Source organism: Agrobacterium sp. 22-3639C2, from assembly GCF_053522105.1.
On the sequence record NZ_JBNWDB010000002.1, the window covers coordinates 565,325 to 579,624 of the forward strand.

At 59.3% G+C, this 14,300-nt stretch carries 16 protein-coding genes; 8 read left to right on the forward strand and 8 right to left on the reverse strand.

Going from position 1 to position 14,300, the window contains the following annotated elements:
• Nucleotides 1–576, forward strand: a complete 576-nt coding sequence (locus ACQZ6D_RS10275; RefSeq protein WP_448729903.1) for a DNA-3-methyladenine glycosylase — start codon at nucleotides 1–3, stop codon at nucleotides 574–576.
• A gap of 393 nt (nucleotides 577–969) precedes the next feature.
• Here the strand turns inward: ACQZ6D_RS10275 and ACQZ6D_RS10280 are convergent, their stop codons facing one another.
• Nucleotides 970–1,167 carry a hypothetical protein gene (locus ACQZ6D_RS10280; protein ID WP_003510923.1) on the reverse strand — a complete coding sequence of 66 codons (198 nt, stop codon included), beginning with the start codon at nucleotides 1,165–1,167 and terminating at the stop codon, nucleotides 970–972.
• A gap of 173 nt (nucleotides 1,168–1,340) precedes the next feature.
• Nucleotides 1,341–2,354, reverse strand: coding sequence for a substrate-binding domain-containing protein (locus ACQZ6D_RS10285; RefSeq protein ID WP_035200558.1), 1,014 nt, complete (start codon nucleotides 2,352–2,354; stop codon nucleotides 1,341–1,343).
• A gap of 268 nt (nucleotides 2,355–2,622) precedes the next feature.
• Between ACQZ6D_RS10285 and ACQZ6D_RS10290 the strand changes: the two genes are divergently transcribed.
• The 6 genes from ACQZ6D_RS10290 to ACQZ6D_RS10315 all read left to right on the forward strand — a co-directional run bounded on the left by ACQZ6D_RS10290 (nucleotide 2,623) and on the right by ACQZ6D_RS10315 (nucleotide 8,694).
• Nucleotides 2,623–3,888, forward strand: a complete 1,266-nt coding sequence (locus ACQZ6D_RS10290) for an ABC transporter substrate-binding protein (RefSeq protein WP_025595656.1) — start codon at nucleotides 2,623–2,625, stop codon at nucleotides 3,886–3,888.
• Nucleotides 3,889–3,952: 64 nt separating this feature from the next.
• Entirely contained in the window at nucleotides 3,953–4,927 is a 975-nt protein-coding gene (locus ACQZ6D_RS10295; RefSeq protein ID WP_013761591.1) for a carbohydrate ABC transporter permease, read from the forward strand.
• On the forward strand, nucleotides 4,924–5,757 hold the full coding sequence (locus tag ACQZ6D_RS10300; protein WP_003510927.1) for a carbohydrate ABC transporter permease: 834 nt from the start codon (nucleotides 4,924–4,926) through the stop codon (nucleotides 5,755–5,757). The genes ACQZ6D_RS10295 and ACQZ6D_RS10300 overlap by 4 nt, the downstream gene beginning before the upstream one ends.
• 10 nt (nucleotides 5,758–5,767) lie before the next feature.
• On the forward strand, nucleotides 5,768–6,796 hold the full coding sequence (locus ACQZ6D_RS10305; protein ID WP_013761592.1) for an ABC transporter ATP-binding protein: 1,029 nt from the start codon (nucleotides 5,768–5,770) through the stop codon (nucleotides 6,794–6,796).
• A 56-nt stretch (nucleotides 6,797–6,852) separates the two neighbouring features.
• Nucleotides 6,853–7,638 carry a ThuA domain-containing protein gene (locus ACQZ6D_RS10310; RefSeq protein ID WP_003510932.1) on the forward strand — a complete coding sequence of 262 codons (786 nt, stop codon included), beginning with the start codon at nucleotides 6,853–6,855 and terminating at the stop codon, nucleotides 7,636–7,638.
• Nucleotides 7,639–7,644: 6 nt separating this feature from the next.
• Entirely contained in the window at nucleotides 7,645–8,694 is a 1,050-nt protein-coding gene (locus tag ACQZ6D_RS10315; RefSeq protein WP_003510934.1) for a Gfo/Idh/MocA family protein, read from the forward strand.
• A 102-nt stretch (nucleotides 8,695–8,796) separates the two neighbouring features.
• Here ACQZ6D_RS10315 and queE read toward each other — a convergent pair whose 3' ends face one another.
• The 3 genes from queE to queC are packed head-to-tail and all read right to left on the reverse strand — an operon-like array spanning nucleotide 8,797 to nucleotide 10,615.
• Nucleotides 8,797–9,552: a 7-carboxy-7-deazaguanine synthase QueE gene (gene queE / locus ACQZ6D_RS10320; RefSeq protein WP_013761593.1), complete on the reverse strand. Its 756-nt coding sequence runs from the start codon at nucleotides 9,550–9,552 to the stop codon at nucleotides 8,797–8,799.
• Entirely contained in the window at nucleotides 9,549–9,905 is a 357-nt protein-coding gene (queD, locus tag ACQZ6D_RS10325) for a 6-carboxytetrahydropterin synthase QueD (protein ID WP_003510937.1), read from the reverse strand. The genes queE and queD overlap by 4 nt, the downstream gene beginning before the upstream one ends.
• Entirely contained in the window at nucleotides 9,905–10,615 is a 711-nt protein-coding gene (gene queC, locus ACQZ6D_RS10330) for a 7-cyano-7-deazaguanine synthase QueC (RefSeq protein ID WP_013761594.1), read from the reverse strand. Before queC ends, queD begins: the two co-directional genes overlap by 1 nt.
• 225 nt (nucleotides 10,616–10,840) lie before the next feature.
• Between queC and ACQZ6D_RS10335 the strand changes: the two genes are divergently transcribed.
• On the forward strand, nucleotides 10,841–10,978 hold the full coding sequence (locus ACQZ6D_RS10335) for a hypothetical protein (RefSeq protein WP_174003429.1): 138 nt from the start codon (nucleotides 10,841–10,843) through the stop codon (nucleotides 10,976–10,978).
• Nucleotides 10,979–11,228: 250 nt separating this feature from the next.
• Here the strand turns inward: ACQZ6D_RS10335 and ACQZ6D_RS10340 are convergent, their stop codons facing one another.
• The 3 genes from ACQZ6D_RS10340 to ACQZ6D_RS10350 are packed head-to-tail and all read right to left on the reverse strand — an operon-like array spanning nucleotide 11,229 to nucleotide 14,297.
• Nucleotides 11,229–12,362 (reverse strand): Gfo/Idh/MocA family protein, encoded by a 1,134-nt coding sequence (locus ACQZ6D_RS10340; protein WP_111800235.1) that lies wholly within the window; start codon nucleotides 12,360–12,362, stop codon nucleotides 11,229–11,231.
• Between the two features lie 21 nt (nucleotides 12,363–12,383).
• Nucleotides 12,384–13,148 (reverse strand): sugar phosphate isomerase/epimerase family protein, encoded by a 765-nt coding sequence (locus tag ACQZ6D_RS10345; protein WP_013761597.1) that lies wholly within the window; start codon nucleotides 13,146–13,148, stop codon nucleotides 12,384–12,386.
• A 60-nt stretch (nucleotides 13,149–13,208) separates the two neighbouring features.
• Nucleotides 13,209–14,297, reverse strand: coding sequence for an ABC transporter ATP-binding protein (locus tag ACQZ6D_RS10350; RefSeq protein ID WP_003510949.1), 1,089 nt, complete (start codon nucleotides 14,295–14,297; stop codon nucleotides 13,209–13,211).
• Nucleotides 14,298–14,300: the final 3 nt, after the last annotated feature.

Sequence of the window (14,300 nt, forward strand, 5' to 3'; positions counted from 1 at the left end):
ATGGATCAGGCCTTGGGCCCGGAAATGCAGGAGCGCTTCTTTCAGCGCGATCCCGTTGACGTTGCCCGCGCCCTCATCGGCGTGGAATTCCGCGTTGGCAATACCGGCGGCATCATCGTGGAAACCGAAGCCTATCATCCTGATGATCCGGCATCCCATAGTTTCAATGGGCAGACCCCGCGCACCAAGGCGATGTTCGGCCCGGCCGGCCATCTCTATGTCTACCGCTCCTACGGCATTCACTGGTGCGCAAACTTCGTATGCGCTCCGGGCTCCGCCGTGCTTCTGCGCGCCATCGAACCCCTCACCGGCATAGACATGATGAAACTGCGGCGACGAACTGACAAACTGAAACTGTTATGTTCCGGCCCCGGCAGGCTTTGTCAGGCCTTGGCCATTACCGGAGAAATGGACGGAGCAGCGCTGGACCGCCCGCCGTTTTTCCTCCGCCTGCCAAAGGAGGCCGCTGCCGTTACCAGCGGCAGACGCATCGGCATAAGCCGCGCGCAGGATTATCCGTGGCGGTTCGGACTTGAAGGCTCGGCCTTCCTCAGCAGGAAATTCGAACAAGCCTGAAACCTACAATACCTTGGGCGGTCCGTCGTTTTCATCTGGATGGGGGTTTGGCGCCTCGTCCGGCAGCCTTTCGGGCTCCGGCTCTTTGACCGGCGGTATATCCGGCTGTGGCGGCACCGGCATTGGCGGGTCTGGATAGGGTTCAACGGGAAGAGTTGGCATTGCAGCTCCTGGATATAAGCGCTTCGTCCAATGCGGAATCGAAATGCGCTTTCATCTGCTGGGACGACGCGAGCGCGCGGCCCCTCCTCAGGCGGCGCAACACCCAATTCGCCCATCGGTCAAATGCCGGTCAGGTCCCTTCGGTTTCATTGCGCCGCCCTGCGGATTGTACAGGGCAAACGCAGGAAAACGCCGGTCAGTTCCGTTTTTTTGGGAAGCTTTTGCGAGTGGTCAGGCGAAACCCAGCGAGCTGCGGGAAATATCGCGGTTTTCGCAATAGTCGCGGGAGTGGGCCTCATGGCCGTGTTCGCGAGCGGTGGAACGGGTCAGTTCCGGGCTGGGTACGTTGAGCAGCGCATCGGCATAGGTACCGGTTGCCTCCACATCATCGATCACAGTCTGTTGTTGCGGCTTTAAAAATTCAAACATCGGTCACCTCCTTCAACACGTCCCCTCAACGCGCTGGCCCAGGTCCTGTTCCAAAAGGCCTGTGCAGCTTCGATTATACACGAGATGACGCTGCCGTATAGGCGATGAAAGACGAACGGCAATCAATTGACGTTCACAAAATGGAATGGAATCAGTGAGCTATGGCGACGAGCTCAGGCTGGACCGACCGATTCCCGCAAGATCAGTTCGACCGGCCACAATTCCTGAACCTCGCGGACGGGACGGCCGCCAACGATCTGCAGAAGCAGGTCTGTAACCCGCATGCCAGCCATGCGCATGGGCGAGCGGGTGGTGGAAAGCGGCGGCATCATGCTTTCCGGAGTGAGGTAAGGAAACACGTCGTCATGGGCGATGACGGACACGTCCTTGCCGATCACCAGTCCCAGCTGGGTTGCCGCGCGATAGACGCCCTGCGCCGTCATCATCGCACCGGCGACGAAGGCGGTCGGGCGCGGCGTCTGCTCCAGCAGCGAGCGGGCGAAACGGAAGGCGGCATCTTCGCTGAAATGCTCGCTCATCATGAGGCGCGGATCAGGCGTGATGCCATGGGTCGCGAGCGCATCACGAAAACCCTGTTCGCGGTCCTGCACGAATGTACGGCCTGTCGGGCCGTTTATCATCGCGATGCGACGGTGGCCACGTTCCAGAAAATGGATTGTCGGACGATACGTCACATCATGATTGTCGATATCGAGCCAGGCGTGCTCGAACGCCGTCTTCGAGCGGCCATGCACGATGAAAGGCACGCCCAGCCGATTGAGCAGCGCGATGCGCTCGTCCTCCGGACGCGGCGAATGCACGATTATGCCATCCACCCGTCCGCTCGACGCCAGCCGGCTGAAAATCGCGAGCTCTTCCTCAATGTTATTGTCGACGGTGACGCTGACGAGAATGTCGGTCTCTTCGCCTTCCAGCCGCGTCGCCATGCCGCCCATGAATTCCGAAAAGAAATGCCCGCCGCCCGAACGGCCCATCACGACACCGATGGCGCCAGCCCTGCCTGTTGCCAGCCTGACCGCGTTGACATTGGGCCGGTAGCCGTATTTCAGCGCAGCATCCATCACCCGCTGGCGCGTTTCTTCACGCACCTCGGGATAGCCGCCAAGCGCACGGCTGACGGTTGTGGGCGACAGCCCGACCTTTTCTGCGAATTCCTTGAGCTTCATGTTTTCTGCCAATTTGCTCCTGCATGCGTCGCCGCCGCAGATTTTTCAAGCGGACAAAAATTGAAATCGCTTTCAATTTATCCCCACCTGAAACCTTACAGTTCGCCGTTTCGAAAGGCAAACCCTCCGTGGCAACACCCGAAGATGCCCAATTTCCACGCCATAAGAAAGAGTATTGACAGATTTGTCGGCTTTTGCGAACTTCACACCAGTCAAAAGCGCTTTCAATTTTGAGGATGATTGGAAGCGTCAACGGAGGAGTTTGACAATGAATATTTCCATGAAGACTTTGTTGCTGTGTGGCAGCGTGCTGTCTGCGGCAGTTTCCGCGCAGGCGGCCGAACTTTCCATCGCCGCCAACTCGACCGGCAAGAACATTGCATTTTTCAAGGAGCGGATCGCCGCCTTCGAAAAAGAGACCGGCCACAAGGTCAATCTTGTCACCATGCCGTCATCGTCCAGTGAGCAGTTCAGCCAGTACAGGCTATGGCTTGCCGCGGGCAACAAGGATGTCGACGTCTATCAGACGGACGTGATCTGGGCGCCGCAGCTCTCCGACCAATTCGTGGATCTGACCGAAGCGACGAAGGATGTCATTGGCGATCATTTCCCCTCCATCGTGGCGTCACAGACCGTGGACGGCAAGCTTGTCGCCATGCCGATGTTCACCGATGCACCCGCTCTGTTCTACCGCAAGGACCTTCTGGAAAAATACGGCAAGCAGCCGCCGAAAACCTGGAAGGAACTGGGCGAGACCGCCAAGGAAATTCAGGACAAGGAACGCGAAGGCGGGCAGAAGGACCTCTGGGGCTTCGTCTTCCAGGGCAGCGCCTATGAAGGTCTGACCTGCAACGCGCTGGAATGGATTGCATCAGCCGGTGGGGGTCATATCGTTGAGACCAACGGCGACATCTCCATCAACAACGAGAAAGCCGCAGCCGCGATCGAAGCCGCCAAGGGCTGGGTCGGCACCATCGCGCCGCAGGGCGTGCTTGCCTACAAGGAAGAGGAAGCACGTGGCGTCTGGCAGACCGGCAATTCCGTCTTCATGCGCAACTGGCCCTATGCCTATGCGCTTGGAAACGGTGCCGACAGTGCCATCAAGGGCAAATTCGGCGTCACGCCGTTGCCGGCCGGTGAAGAGGGTGCGGCACCCGCCTCAACGCTCGGCGGCTGGAACCTCGCCGTTTCGAAATATTCCGACGATCAAGAAGCTGCCATCCAACTTGTGAAGTTCCTCGCATCAAAGGATACCCAGAAGATGCGTGCGATCCAGCTTTCCAACATGCCCACGATCGCCTCGCTTTACGACGACAAGGATGTCGCGGACGCACAGCCTTTCATGCCGACATGGAAGCCGATTTTCCAGACCGCCGTTCCACGCCCCTCTGCCTCGGCGAAGGTGAAATACAACGAGGTTTCGGCCAAATTCTGGGGTGCCGTGCACAACACGCTCTCCGGCAACGGCACGGCGGCGGAAAACCTTGAGCTCCTTGAAGTCGAACTGACCGATCTCAAAGGCAACGGCTGGTAATCCGGCCCGTGTGGGAAGCGGTCTCGCCTGAGCGTTTCCCACACCCCAACTGCGAGATATCCCCATGAACGATACCGCCCTTCAAAGACCGGTCGCGGCATCCGGCACCGGCTCCGACCTTCAGTCGGAACGCCTGAAATCCGCATGGCTGTTCCTTGCCCCCACGTTTCTGGTACTAGCGCTGGTGGCCGGCTGGCCGCTGGTGCGCACCGTCTGGTTCAGCCTCACCGACGCGTCGCTGACCAATCTCGACGGCGCACAATTCGTTGGCTTCAAGAACTACCTCACCTGGATCACGCTCAGCAGCGGCCGCACCATCTATCGCGGCCTGTTGGCTGATCCCGCCTGGTGGGGCGCGGTTCTGAACACGCTGAAATTCACCATCCTTTCGGTCAGCTTCGAAACCGTTCTCGGCCTTATCGTTGCGCTGGTGCTGAACGCGGAATTCAAGGGACGCGGCCTGGTGCGCGCCGCCATCCTCGTTCCATGGGCCATTCCCACCATCGTTTCGGCGCAGATGTGGGCGTGGATGCTGAACGACCAGTTCGGTATCTTGAACGACCTGTTCCTCAATCTCGGGCTGATCTCCCACAAGATCGCATGGACCGCCAATCCGGACACCGCAATGGTCGCCGTTCTCATTGTCGATATCTGGAAGACGACGCCCTTCATGGCGTTGCTCATTCTCGCCGGCCTGCAAATGGTGCCGAAGGACATGTATGAGGCGGCGAAGGTGGACGGTATCCACCCCGTCAAGGTGTTCTTCCGCGTCACCCTGCCCATGATCCGGCCAGCGCTCATGGTTGCCGTCATCTTCCGTATGCTGGATGCGATGCGCGTCTTTGACCTCATCTACATTCTGACGCCGAATAACGCCCAGACCCGCACGATGTCGGTGCTGGCGCGTGAGAACCTGTTCGATTTCGACAAGTTCGCCTATGGCGCAGCCGCTTCCACCATGCTGTTCCTCATCATCGCCTCGATAACAGTCGTTTATATGTGGCTCGGGCGCGTCAACACAGATGGAGCTTCGCGATGACCCTGCCAAGCATCCTGAAAACCACCGCCTTTTATGCGCTGGTCGCCGTCATCATGGTGATTTCGGTATTCCCGTTCTATTACGCGATACTGACCAGCCTGAAATCCGGCTCAGCGCTGTTCCAGGTGAACTACTGGCCGCGTGAATTCTCGCTGACCAATTACAACTTCGTCATCGGCAACGGCACGTTCCTGCGCAATCTCGGCAATTCGCTGTTCGTTGCATCTTCAGTCGTCGTACTGTCGCTGTTCCTTGCGGTAACGGCGTCCTATGCCCTGGCCCGTGTCCGTTTCCGGGGCCGCTCGCTGCTTCTGCTCACCATCCTCTCGGTCTCGATGTTTCCACAGATCGCCGTTCTCGCCGGCCTGTTCGAACTCATCCGCTGGGCTGGCATCTTCAACACGCCGCTCGCGCTGATCTTTTCCTACATGATCTTCACTCTGCCCTTCACTGTCTGGGTGCTGACGACATTCATGCGCGACCTGCCGATCGAAATCGAGGAAGCGGCAATCGTCGATGGCGCAACGCCATGGGTCATCATCACCCAGGTCTTCATGCCGCTGATGTGGCCGGCGCTCGTCACCACAGGGCTCCTCGCCTTCATTGCGGCGTGGAACGAGTTCCTCTTCGCGCTCACCTTCACCTCATCGAACGAACAGCGCACGGTGCCCGTCGCCATCGCACTTCTTTCGGGCGGTTCGCAGTTTGAAATCCCCTGGGGAACGATCATGGCGGCCTCCGTCATCGTCACCGCCCCGCTCGTCGTCCTCGTTCTTATCTTCCAGCGACGCATCATTTCCGGCCTCACCGCCGGCGGCGTCAAAGGCTAGGAGAAAACTTATGACCACCATTCAACTGCGCAATCTTCGCAAATCCTTCGGCGCCTTCGATGTCATCAAGGGCATCGACATGGACATCCGCTCCGGCGAGTTCATGGTTTTCGTCGGCCCTTCCGGTTGCGGCAAGTCCACGCTGCTACGCCTCATCTGCGGGCTCGAGGAAATCACTGGCGGCACGCTCTCCTTTGACGGAGAAGCCGTCAACCGCCTGCCACCCGCCAAGCGTGGCGTCGCCATGGTCTTCCAGTCCTATGCGCTTTATCCGCATATGACCGTATTCGAAAACATGGCCTTCGGCATGAAACTCTCAGGCGCCGACAAGGAGCAGCGCCGCAAGCGTGTAGAGGCGGCAGCGGAAATGCTGCAGCTCACGCCCTATCTGGAACGTCTGCCGAAGCAGCTTTCCGGCGGCCAGCGCCAGCGTGTCGCCATCGGCCGTGCCATCGTGCGTGATCCGAAGGTGTTCCTGTTCGACGAACCGCTCTCCAACCTCGATGCGGCGCTGCGCGTCGCAACCCGTCTCGAAATCGCCAAGCTGCACCGGGAGATGCATGACACGACGATGATCTACGTCACCCATGATCAGGTGGAAGCCATGACGCTCGCCGACCGCATCTGCGTTCTGCGCGATGGCCGCGTCGAACAGATCGGCACGCCGCTCGAGCTTTACGAAAGCCCGGTCAACACCTTCGTTGCCGGCTTCATCGGCTCGCCGAAGATGAACTTCCTTGCCGGCAAATATGCGGAAGTCGAAGGTGCCGCGACCATCGGCATCCGCCCCGAACACCTTGCGATCGGTGCCGGTGAGACCGGCTGGAACGGCGAAATCATCCATTCGGAAATGCTGGGATCGGACAGCTACATCTATGTCGAGATTGGTGCTGGCGAACCCATCGTCGTTCGTGAGGAAGGCGTGACCGACCGCAAGCCGGGAGAAAAAATCGTTCTCGTGCCGGATGCGGCGCAGATCCACCGCTTCGACGCGCAGGGCCAGGCCCTTGCGCGCAATCCCGTGCGCGGCGCCGCCTGAACAATTAACTTTCGCCGGATCACCCAAGCTTCCGGCTTTCACCAAGGAGCAAGAAAATGACCATCAACACCGTTGTATGGGGCGAAAATATCCACGAACACATCAACGAGACGGTGCGTTCGATCTACCCTGATGGTATGCACAACACCATTGCCGATGCGCTGAATACCAACCCTGAGATCAGCGCCACCACCGCCACGCTTCAGGAACCGGAACACGGCCTTTCGCAGGAGCGTCTGGACAAGACCGACGTTCTGGTCTGGTGGGGCCACAAGGACCACGGTGCGGTTCAGGATGAGATCGTCGAGCGCGTTGCCAAGCGTGTCTGGGAAGGCATGGGCCTCATCGTCCTGCATTCCGGCCACTTCTCCAAGCCTTTCAAGCGACTGATGGGTACGCCCTGCGCGCTTAAATGGCGTGAGGCGGGCGAACGCGAACGCCTGTGGACGATCAATCCGCGCCACCCGATTGCAGCCGGCCTGCCCGAGCATTTCGAGCTGGAAAACGAAGAGATGTATGGCGAGCAGTTCTCCGTGCCGGAGCCGCTGGAAACCGTGTTCATCTCCTGGTTCCAGGGCGGCGAAGTCTTCCGATCTGGCCTCACCTGGCGCCGTGGCGCAGGCAACATCTTCTATTTCCGCCCCGGTCACGAGACTTATCCGACCTATCACGACGCCAATGTACAGAAGGTCATCAGCAATTCGGTGAAATGGGCCTATAATCCGGTCGGCGCGCTGAAAAGCATTCATGACGCCCCCAACGTTCCCGTCGACAAGGCGCTGGAGCCTATCGAAGAACGCGGCCCCAAGCTGCACAAGGCAGGCGAAGCAGGTTACAGGTAAACAGCCATGAGACTTCTCATTCTCGGAACCGGCGGCATGGCTAACAACCATGCCACATATTTTTCGCAAATCCCCGGCGTCGAACTGGTGGCTGCGGTGGATGTGGATGATGTGGTTGTGCGGGGCTTTGCGCTTCGCCACAACATTCCACTCTCCTTTACCTCGCTGGATGACGCGATTGCCTGGGGCGAGTTCGACGCGGCGGCAAACGTCACGCCGGATGCCATCCACCACCCGACCAGCCTCAAGCTTCTGGCGGCGGGCAAACATGTTTTCTGCGAAAAGCCGCTGGCGGAAAACTACGCCAAGGCCGCCGAAATGGCCGATGCCGCAGAAAAAGCGGGCCTTGTTGCCATGGTCAACCTCACCTATCGCAATGTCGCCCCCTTGCAGGCGGCACGCGAAATGGTGCTGGCTGGCAAGATCGGCAAGGTGCGCCATCTGGAAGCCTCCTATCTCCAGAGCTGGCTCGTTTCCAAGGCCTGGGGCGACTGGATGACGGAGAGCAAGTGGCTGTGGCGGCTTTCCACCAAGCACGGCTCAAACGGTGTTCTGGGTGATGTCGGCATCCACATTCTCGACTTCGCCTCCTATGGCGCGGGCAGCGATGTGGAGCGGATCTTCACGCGCCTGAAGACCTTCGACAAATATGAAGGCAACAAGATCGGCGCCTACGATCTCGACGCCAATGACAGCTTCACCATGACCGCCGAGTTAGAAAACGGCGCCATGGGCGTCATTCACGCCAGCCGCTGGGCAACGGGCCATCTCAACGAACTGCGCCTGCGCATCCACGGCGACAAGGGTGCGCTGGAGGTGATTCACACGCCTGACTATTCCAGCCTGCGGGCCTGCATCGGCGACGATGTGGAAAAGGCGATCTGGAAGACAATCGATGTCGACCCGGTGCCGACGAATTACGAAAAATTCGCCAAGGCCGTCATGGAAGGTGGCATTGCTGATCCGGACTTCCGCCACGCGGCGAATTTGCAGAAGGTGCTTGATCTCTCGATCATCGCCGACCGCGAACGGCGGGAGCTGGCCGTCTCGGCTTGAATTGCAAGGGCGCGGCGGCGTAAGCCGCCGCTTCCAATACTGCAGCGTGTACTATTATCTCCCGTCACCCCGAATCTAGCGCTGTATGACGGAGGTACTACCTCAAACGCCTCGCCTATTCCCCCACAAGAGCACATGCAGCTGCGGCAGCACCCGGGCGGAAAACCAACGGTCTTCGCTGACCTTGTCCACCAGCCACAACATGCGATCCATGATCCCATCGATATCCACACGCGCGTTGTCGTCATCAGGCGGCGGCGGGGTGTGGTTGCCGGGCTGGAGGTAAATCGGCAAATGCGGGAAACGGGCCGATGCAGCCTTGGCATAAGCATAGTCCGCATCGTCAAACACCACGATCTTCAGCGCCACCTGCGGTCCATCGCCGGCGGCGGCAAGACAGTCTTCAAAGGCCTGCCAGTCGGTTTCCATGCCGCTCGATGGTGGCTTCGGGCTCAGCACCAGATGATCGAGATCGCCAAACCAGTCTTTTGCGATGCTGCCCTGCGTTTCCAGCGCGAACCTATAGCCCTCGCCCTGCCCCTTCGCGATTAGTTGCCCAAGGGGCTGGATGGCGGGATTGCCGCCCGAAAGCGACACCGTCAGCGGCACACCGCCGGAAAGCCGTCGCACCTCCTGCCAGATCGCCTCGACGGACATCGGTTTCCATGTGTCGCGATACTCGCTGTCGACGGCATGCAGCGTATCGCACCAGGAGCAGCGGTAATCGCAGCCGCCAGTGCGAACGAAAACGGTAGGCAGACCAATCAGCAAACCCTCGCCCTGAATGGTCGGGCCGAAGATTTCGCTGATGCGGATCGCTGTTTCCTTCGCTGCAACTTTCTGTGCAGCCGCCGTCATGGCCGGTATTCCGCCCAGGTCTTGGCGGTTTCGCTCACTCGCACGGCGCTGGTTTCCGGCAGGCTCGTCTTGCACCAATCGTAAAAGTGCTTCGCCAGACATTCTGCTGTCACCCGGTCATGGCCGAGAACGTCGTTCAGGTGGCGATGATCGAAATGATCGTCGATGTAGCGCTTCAGCGGCGCGAGTTCGTGGTAATCACGCACGAAACCGTGCTCGTTCAGCTCCTCGCCTGATAGTTCGACCTCAACGATGTAATTATGCCCGTGCAGGCGGGCGCACTGATGGTCGGCGGGCAGGCTTTTCAGCTGGTGAGAGGCGGAGAAATGGAACTCCTTGGTGATGCGAAACATCAACGCACCTCCTGTGCCGCATAAGCATGGGTGGCCGCCACCCAGAAATCCGGGTCCTCATAGTCCGTCGGGTCGGTAACACCTGCCAGATGGAAGGCCTCGCGCCGCTCCACGCAGGTGCCGCAACGGCCACAATGGCGAGAGCCGCCCTTGTAACAGGACCAGGTTTCGCCAAATGGGGTCCCGTATTTGACCGCGTCAGTCACAATCGCCGCTTTGGAGACGGTGACATAGGGCGCAAACAAGGTGACGTCTGCGTAGCCTTCCAGCGCATGCGCCTGCATGGCATTAAAGCTGTCGATGAAGCCCGGCCGGCAATCGGGATAGATGAAATGGTCGCCGCCATGCACGGCGATCGCCACCGCATCCGCCTGCTGGGCGGCGGCAAGGCCGAAGGCGATGGTCAGCATGATGGCGTTGCGGTTCGGCACCACCGTGGAGCGCATGGTCTCTTCCGCATAATGTCCGTCCGGCACGTCGATATCATCCGTCAGCGCGGAACCGGTGAGGTGCGCGCCGATGGTTGTGATGTCGATGACATGATGCGGCACGCCGAGACGTTTTGCGCAGTCGGCTGCGAAATCCAGCTCCTTCTTGTGGCGCTGGCCGTAATCGAAGGAGACAAGAGCGAGAAGTTCATGTTCCGCCGCGATTTTGTGCGCAAGCGAAACGGAGTCCAATCCGCCGGAGCAGATGACGATGGTTTTCATACGTTGGGATCCCTTGTTTTGACCGGGTGGGCTGCGACCGGATTACGGGGGCGGCTTTAAACCAAAGCGAAGCGATTGTGAAGGGCTTTGCGGAAATAGCGGAAATTCCGCGCAATCCACGAAATTGCCCCGCCGCAGCAACAAGACGAAACAATCGCGACATAAGCGGGAAACCGGCTTGATCTAGAACGGACTGAACGTTGCAGTTCTTGAAGGGTGTTGCCGATGGCGGCCGGTTCTATGTTCCTCTTTTCGCTAAGCGATCTCAGCTCCATCGGCTCCGGCATTTTGATGGCGTTGGCAGGCACGCTTTATGTCACCCTTACCGTTCGTGGGCTGATGGCCACCGTGCGTCATGGATAAGGCACTCGGCAACAGACGCCCAGGGCTCAGGCGCAATCTTGCAGTCTTACTTTTCATAGCCTCCGCGACGCTCGTCGCCACGATAGGGATCGCCCCGTTCGTCTTCCTGATCTGGATGGTCACGACCGTCGCACGCTGGCTTGGTTTTTTCATCGGCTTTTGAGACACGAAGCTCGCCCATGATGCGGCGGAGCGGAAGGAGCCCGGCAAAACGGCAGTGCGCCGGGCTCTTTTTTTCGATAAACCGGGCTTAGCGCAGCAGCGCCTGCGCCTCCTCGATGCCGAGTGCTGCCGGCTGCGTGCAGGTTGTGGTCATCTCGATGAAGCGGCCTTCTTCCCCGGATTTGAGGATGGAGGTCATCACGTCGATACCGTGCAGGGAGCGATCCAGCGAGCAGCGGGCATCGCGGCCTTCAAGGATAGCAATCGCCATATCGGCCAGGCCTGCCGTGCGATAATTGGCGCGCGGGCCATTCGGGCTTTCCTGGTTGGCAATGCCGAAGGGATGCGCCCAGTCTTCCAGCGGCTGGATATTTTTGTCGCGTCCGCTCGCCTCCACCACACCGCCGAAGAAGTTGGGGTCCGGCACGTATATCGATCCTTCCGTACCGTAAAGTTCCATATTGGCGTGGCGATGCGACCACACATCCCAGCTGGCCGAAAGTGTGATCGTTGCTCCGTTCACGAATTCCAGAAGCGCATGGATGTTGGTTGGCGTTTCTACCGGGATGATCTCGCCGTTCAGCGGCTGGCTGGTCACCGTTCGGGTGGGGTTGGCCATTGATGTCAGTGCGCCAACGCGCTTGACCGGGCCGATGAGGTTGATGAGGTTCGCCACATAATAGGGGCCAAGATCGAGGATCGGCCCGCCCCCCTTCAGGAAGAAGAAGCCCGGATTGGGGTGCCACATCTCCATGCCGGGGCTCATCACATGGCAGGTGCCGGAGGTGATGCGCCCGACCTTGCCCTCGTCGATATATTGCCGGGCAAGCTGATGCGCGCCGCCAAGGAAAGTATCAGGCGCGCAGCCAACGGAAAGGTTCTTCTCGCGGGCGATGCGCCGCAACTCCTCGCCTTCCTCCAGCGAAAGCACCAGCGGCTTTTCCGAATAGACGTGTTTACCCGCCTCGAGTGCCGCTTTCGACACGAGAAAATGCGCGGCGGGAATAGTGAGGTTCACCACCACGTCGATGTCCTTGTTGGCGAGGAGTTCCTCGATCGACTGCGCCGTGACGCCAAATTCTTCTGCCCTCAGTTCCGCCGCATTGCGGTTAAGGTCGGCGCAGGCCAGCACCTTGATGCCCTTGAAGAGCGGTGCCAGCGAAAAGTAAGCAGACGAGATGTTGCCGCACCCGATGATGCCGACGCCCAGTTCCCTTTGCATGATGAAACTCCGGATTGATGCTCAATAGGTTTTGAAAGATGCGATGGAGCGAGTGATCAGCCGATCGATATCCTTGGGATTGTCGTGTTCGACCACGAAATGTTTCGTGGCGGATTTTGCCCTCAGTGCTGCCACGAGGGCCTTCCAGTCCACCGTGCCGTGGCCGACATCCGCCCAGCCGTCCTCATCCGTATTTTCGCCTGATGGTGCGATGTCCTTCACGTGCACGGCGGTAATGCGCTTGCCGTAGCTTTCGATCCAGGCGAGCGGATCGGCATTGCCTCTGATAATCCAGGCAATATCCGCTTCCCATTTCAGGTCCGGTCCGCCGGCAAAAATCTGCTCCTGCGGGGTGGAGCCGTCCGGGAGCACCTTGAACTCGAAATCGTGGTTGTGCCAGCCGAAGGTCAGCCCGGCATCCACGAATGGTTTACCCGCTTCCTGCAGGCGCTTGCCGAAGGCGAACCAACCAGCCGCGTCCGCCGGGCGCTGGTCGGGCATCAGGTAAGGGCAATAAATCGCTTCCACGCCCAGAACCTTGGCGATGTTCAGAGCCTTTTTCGGATCACCCTCGAGAAGGTCGAGGCCGAAATGGCCGGTCGGCATGGCAAGACCATTGGCATCGAGTTCGGAGCGCAGGCTGTTCAACCCAGCGTCATCAAGCGAGGCGTACATGGCGCCGTAACCTTCGACCTGTTTGTAACCAGCCGCCGAAAGCTTCTTCAAAATATTGGAAAACGGCTGGAAATTGCGGGCGCTGTAAAGCTGGAAACCGAGTTCTGTCATTATCTCCTCCATAGAGATGTGGGTGCTTGGGATGGTGTTGGGGGTAAAACGGGGCCCTTCCTAAAGCCGCTCTTCGCTCTGTGCGTCGAACAGCGAGGCCATGGTGAGGTCTAGGCCGAGGCGAACCCGGGTGCCCGGCGCAAACCGCCTGTGGCCGCCAACGCGCACGGACAGGGTATGACCGGCGTGTTTGAGCCAGATCAGATTGTCGGCGCCCATCGGCTCCTCGATGTCAACGATCGCCTCATGCACCTCGCCGCTGACGATGTCGGCATCGACGCGCACATGTTCGGGACGCACACCGAGAACCACGGCACGACCGGCGACAAGCGGCGCCTCCGGCTGATAACCATCCAGTGAGAAGGTGACGCCGTTGGTGGTGAAGACCACCTTGCCGTCCTTCTCGATCAATTCGCCACGCAGGAAATTCATCGAGGGCGAACCGATGAAGCCCGCGACGAAGAGGTTCCTTGGCTTGTTGTAGATGGTGACGGGATCGGCAAGCTGCTGGATGACGCCGCTTTTCATGATGGCGATACGATCAGCCAGTGTCAGCGCCTCGATCTGATCGTGTGTCACGTAGATCATGGTGTTTTTCAGCGCCTGGTGCAGCCGTTTGATCTCCACGCGCAGTTCCGAGCGCAGCTTGGCATCGAGGTTGGAAAGCGGTTCATCGAACAGGAACACATCCACATCGCGCACCAGCGCCCGGCCGATCGCCACGCGCTGGCGCTGGCCGCCGGAAAGCTCGGCGGGCTTGCGCTTCAGGAGTGGTTCGATCTGCAATATGCCCGCCGCCCTTTTGACGCGCCGGTCGATTTCCTCTTTCGGAACCTTGGCCACCTGAAGGCCGAAGGAGAGGTTCTTCTCCACCGTCATCTGCGGATAAAGCGCATAGGACTGGAACACCATGCCGATGCCACGATCCTTCGGCTCCTCCCAGGTAACGTTGCGGTCCTTGATGAAGATTTGCCCGTCGGTTGGCTCCAGAAGGCCCGCAATGCAATTGAGAAGTGTCGACTTGCCGCAGCCGGAAGAGCCGAGCAGCACGAGGAACTCGCCGTCGTAAATATCGAGATTGAGGTCTTTCAGGACGGTAACGGCACCGAAGGACAGGGAAAGATCGCGAATGGAAACGCTTTTGTTCATATA

Coding starts and splice junctions, on each gene's coding strand:
- ACQZ6D_RS10315 (WP_003510934.1), top strand. CDS start 7,645: ATGAGACTTCTCATTCTCGGAACCGGCGGCATGGCTAACAACCATGCC.
- ACQZ6D_RS10280 (WP_003510923.1), bottom strand. CDS start 1,167: ATGTTTGAATTTTTAAAGCCGCAACAACAGACTGTGATCGATGATGTG.
- ACQZ6D_RS10345 (WP_013761597.1), bottom strand. CDS start 13,148: ATGACAGAACTCGGTTTCCAGCTTTACAGCGCCCGCAATTTCCAGCCG.
- ACQZ6D_RS10350 (WP_003510949.1), bottom strand. CDS start 14,297: ATGAACAAAAGCGTTTCCATTCGCGATCTTTCCCTGTCCTTCGGTGCC.
- ACQZ6D_RS10305 (WP_013761592.1), top strand. CDS start 5,768: ATGACCACCATTCAACTGCGCAATCTTCGCAAATCCTTCGGCGCCTTC.
- ACQZ6D_RS10310 (WP_003510932.1), top strand. CDS start 6,853: ATGACCATCAACACCGTTGTATGGGGCGAAAATATCCACGAACACATC.
- ACQZ6D_RS10300 (WP_003510927.1), top strand. CDS start 4,924: ATGACCCTGCCAAGCATCCTGAAAACCACCGCCTTTTATGCGCTGGTC.
- ACQZ6D_RS10285 (WP_035200558.1), bottom strand. CDS start 2,354: ATGAAGCTCAAGGAATTCGCAGAAAAGGTCGGGCTGTCGCCCACAACC.
- ACQZ6D_RS10290 (WP_025595656.1), top strand. CDS start 2,623: ATGAATATTTCCATGAAGACTTTGTTGCTGTGTGGCAGCGTGCTGTCT.
- ACQZ6D_RS10340 (WP_111800235.1), bottom strand. CDS start 12,362: ATGCAAAGGGAACTGGGCGTCGGCATCATCGGGTGCGGCAACATCTCG.
- queC (WP_013761594.1), bottom strand. CDS start 10,615: ATGAAAACCATCGTCATCTGCTCCGGCGGATTGGACTCCGTTTCGCTT.
- queD (WP_003510937.1), bottom strand. CDS start 9,905: ATGTTTCGCATCACCAAGGAGTTCCATTTCTCCGCCTCTCACCAGCTG.
- ACQZ6D_RS10275 (WP_448729903.1), top strand. CDS start 1: ATGGATCAGGCCTTGGGCCCGGAAATGCAGGAGCGCTTCTTTCAGCGC.
- ACQZ6D_RS10335 (WP_174003429.1), top strand. CDS start 10,841: ATGGCGGCCGGTTCTATGTTCCTCTTTTCGCTAAGCGATCTCAGCTCC.
- queE (WP_013761593.1), bottom strand. CDS start 9,552: ATGACGGCGGCTGCACAGAAAGTTGCAGCGAAGGAAACAGCGATCCGC.
- ACQZ6D_RS10295 (WP_013761591.1), top strand. CDS start 3,953: ATGAACGATACCGCCCTTCAAAGACCGGTCGCGGCATCCGGCACCGGC.